Below are 3,553 nucleotides of genomic sequence, written 5' to 3' on the forward strand. Positions count from 1 at the left end.
CCACGCGGTCGAGGAGATCGTCGGCACCTCCGCCGTTCCGCCCCTGCCGCCGTCCGTCACCGGCGTCAGGCTGAAGGACGTGAAAAGCGGCGAGAAGACCACCATCGATGCCGACGGCGTGTTCATCGCCATCGGCCATGCGCCGCAGGTCGACCTGATCCGCGACCAACTGAAGCTGAAGCCGAACGGCTACCTCTGGACCGAACCGGGCACGACGAAGACCAGCGTCGAGGGCGTCTATGGCGCCGGCGACGTTGCCGACGACAATTACCGTCAGGCCGTGACGGCAGCCGGCATGGGATGCATGGCAGCACTTGAAGCGGAGCGCTTCCTGACCGAGCAGAAAACCGGTACATTGGCGGCCGCGGAGTAGAATTCATGAAAAGCACGAGCATGCCTCTGGATTGGGACAAGCTGCGCATCTTCCATGCGGCAGCGGAGGCGGGCTCGTTCACCCACGCGGCCGACAAGCTGCATCTTTCCCAGTCGGCCATCAGCCGCCAGGTCAGCGCGCTTGAGCAGGATGTCGGCGTCAAGCTGTTCCACCGCCATGCCCGCGGCCTGATCCTCACGGAACAGGGCGAGCTTCTCTACCGCACCGCCCATGACGTGCTCCTGAAGCTCGAGGGCGTGCGCTCGCGGCTGACGGAAACCAAGGAGAAGCCGTCCGGCAAGCTGAGGGTGACGACCACGGTCGGACTCGGACAGGGATGGCTTACGGACAAGGTGCAGGAATTCCTGCAGCTCTATCCCGACATGCAGATCCAGCTCATCCTCGACAACGAGGAACTGGACGTGAACATGCGCCACGCCGATTGCGCGATCCGCCTGCGCCAGCCGCAGCAGCCGGATCTGATCCAGCGCAAGCTGTTTACCGTGCACATGCATGTCTACGCCTCGCCCTCCTATATCAACCGCCATGGCGAGCCGCAGTCGATCGAGGATCTCGACAACCACCGCATCATCACCTTCGGCGAGCCGGCGCCGGCCTATCTGCTTGACGTGAACTGGCTGGAAATCGCCGGGCGCTCGCCCGACAATCCGCGCCCGGCGCACCTGCAGATCAATTCGCTCACCTCGATCAAGCGCGCGGCGCTGCTCGGCATCGGCATCGTCATGCTGCCGGATTACATCGTCGGGCGCGACCCGGGCCTCCTGCAGCTCGTCACCCATGCGGATGTGCCGAGCTTCGACACCTATTTCTGCTATCCCGACGAGATGAAGAATTCGGCCAAGCTGAAGGTCTTCCGCGACTTCATCGTCGCCAAGTCGCGCAACTGGAGCTTCTGAAGAAGCGCCGCCTCCGGGTCATTTCTTTTTCACGCCGTCTCTCGGATCGCCCGCTTGTGCGAACTGATCAACGAGTCAAGCGGGCGCCAGCGCCGATTCCCGGCCAAAACTAGCCTATTTTTTAGGCATTTGCCAAGACTGCTTCTGATTGGTCAATTTCAGCTGCAAATTTCATTTCCTGCATGGCAGCCATGCAGAAAATCGCATTGCAGAATGCCTAATTCGGGGGCATATCGCACATAGCTGATGCAGTTGGTGCCCAACTTCTCCCTGGTGCACCGCAGCAGCTGTTCCCCTCTGGAGGTTTTGAGAGACCTTCTAACTCAAAGGGCCCCGTTTTTCGGTGGCCCTCTTTTTTTGCCCGCGATTCCCTGTTCTTTTTTTTCGCATTTCGAGATGAAAACTGTTGCAACGCGCACAAAAAAGAACCATATCCTGAGTTAGCTGATGCATACGGCGACGGCTTTTTGAGTCTCGCTGCAGCAGCTGTTCCCCTCTGGAGGTTTTACCTTCACACCTAACAAGGGCCCCGTTTGGAGGCCCTTTTTTTTGCCTTGCGTCAGGGTGTGAGCCGCAAGGTTTCCCCGGTGATTCCGCGCGTATACGCTTTCTTGTCTTTTATGGTCTAGAAGAACGGGACCTTTGGGGGCGAACCGGCATTCGGGAGCCATTTCGGGGCGACAGCAAAATTGCGCATATGTCCGGCGTAGGCTACACATGACAGAGCTTCGGGGGCCCGAGACGGAAAGGAATTGAATGGCCAATCTTTTTGATCCCATCACGATCGGCGATGTCACTCTCGAAAACCGCATCATCATGGGCCCGCTGATGCGCAACCGCTCCCCTGATGCCGTCCCGAACGCGCTCAATGTCGAATACTACCGTCAACGCGCGACGGCCGGCCTTATCGTCTCCGAAGCAACCGCCATCACCGAACAGGGCCAGGGCTATTCCCATGCGCCGGGCATCTACAGCGACGCCTCTGTCGAGGGTTGGCAGAACGTGACGAAGGCCGTCCACGAGCAGGGCGGCAAGATCTTCTGCCAGCTGATGCATGTCGGCCGGATTTCGCACAAGTCGCTGCAGCCCTTCGGCGATCCGCCTGTCGCCCCCTCCGCCATCCAGGCCCGCGCCAAGACCTTCGTTGTCTATTCCGACGGCACCAGCGACTTCATCGAAACCTCGATGCCGCGCCAGCTCAAGCCCTACGAAATCTCCGGCATCATCGAGGATTACCGCCGCGCCGCCGCCCGCGCCATGGAGGCCGGTTTCGACGGCGTCGAAATCCACGGCGCCAATGGTTATCTCGTCGACCAGTTCCTGCGTTCCGGCACAAACCAGCGCACCGACCTTTACGGCGGGCCGCTGGAGAACCGCGCGCGCTTCATGTTCGACATCGTCGGCGCCATCTCGCGCGAGATCGGCCCCGGACGCACGGCCATCCGTCTTTCACCCGTTGCGCCGTCAAACGACATTTTCGACGAAAAGCCGCAGGCGCTGTTCAATTATCTGGCAAGCCAGCTGAGCGCCTACGATCTCGCCTATATCCATATCGTCGAGGGTGCTACCGGCGGCGATCGCGGCTACCAGCAGGGCCCGGAACCGTTCAATTACGAGGAGATGCGGGAAACCTACTACCGCACCGACGGATCCGGCGCATGGATGGTCAATAACGGCTATGACCGGCAGCTCGCCATCGACGCGCTGGAAAAGGAACGCGCAGATCTGATCTGCTTCGGCCGCCCGTTCGTCGCAAATCCCGATCTTGTGCGCCGGCTGCGGATCAATGCGCCGCTCAATGCGTTGGATCAGAGGACGCTGTTCGGCGGCGATGAGAAGGGCTATACCGACTATCCCGTGCTCGGCGGCTGAACATCTTGGGCCCGCCCGGGCGCGAAGACGGGGTCGTTTCGACAATGCTGAAATTCCTGCGCGGTGAAATCCTGCTTCTGCAGGCGGTTCCGGTCGCCCTGCTCGCCTATCTGTTCGAACATGCCGTCATGGAGGCCGGGCAGGCGTTCGCTTTGGTCGCCGCCGCGGCCTTGATCGTCTCGATCGCCACGGCCTCCATGCGCGTTGCCCACCACGCCGAAATCCTCGCCGCCAAGGCGGGCGAGCCTTATGGCACGATGATCCTGACGCTGTCTGCGGTTCTGGTCGAGGTGCTGATCCTGGTGATCATGATGCAGCAGACCCAGCAGCCGACGCTGGTGCGCGACACGATCTATTCCGCCGTCATGCTCGACATCAACGGCATTCTCGG

General features: G+C 60.9%; 4 protein-coding genes. All 4 read left to right on the forward strand.

The genetic code is table 11. The features are described 5' to 3' along the window. The coding region (locus AC5DC2_RS21315) for an NAD(P)/FAD-dependent oxidoreductase (protein WP_491699936.1) at window positions 1-373 on the forward strand (373 nt) is incomplete at its 5' end. 20 nt (window positions 374-393) lie between these two features. Beyond that, a complete protein-coding gene (locus AC5DC2_RS21320) occupies window positions 394-1,290 on the forward strand; it encodes a LysR family transcriptional regulator VtlR (protein ID WP_024709085.1) in 897 nt (298 codons plus the stop codon). 756 nt (window positions 1,291-2,046) lie between these two features. Beyond that, window positions 2,047-3,162, forward strand: a complete 1,116-nt coding sequence (locus AC5DC2_RS21325; RefSeq protein WP_200337193.1) for an alkene reductase — start codon at window positions 2,047-2,049, stop codon at window positions 3,160-3,162. A gap of 44 nt (window positions 3,163-3,206) precedes the next feature. After that, window positions 3,207-3,553: calcium:cation antiporter family protein (locus AC5DC2_RS21330; protein ID WP_491699937.1), on the forward strand; the 347-nt coding region annotated here is incomplete at its 3' end.

The organism is Martelella sp. (assembly GCF_984369615.1).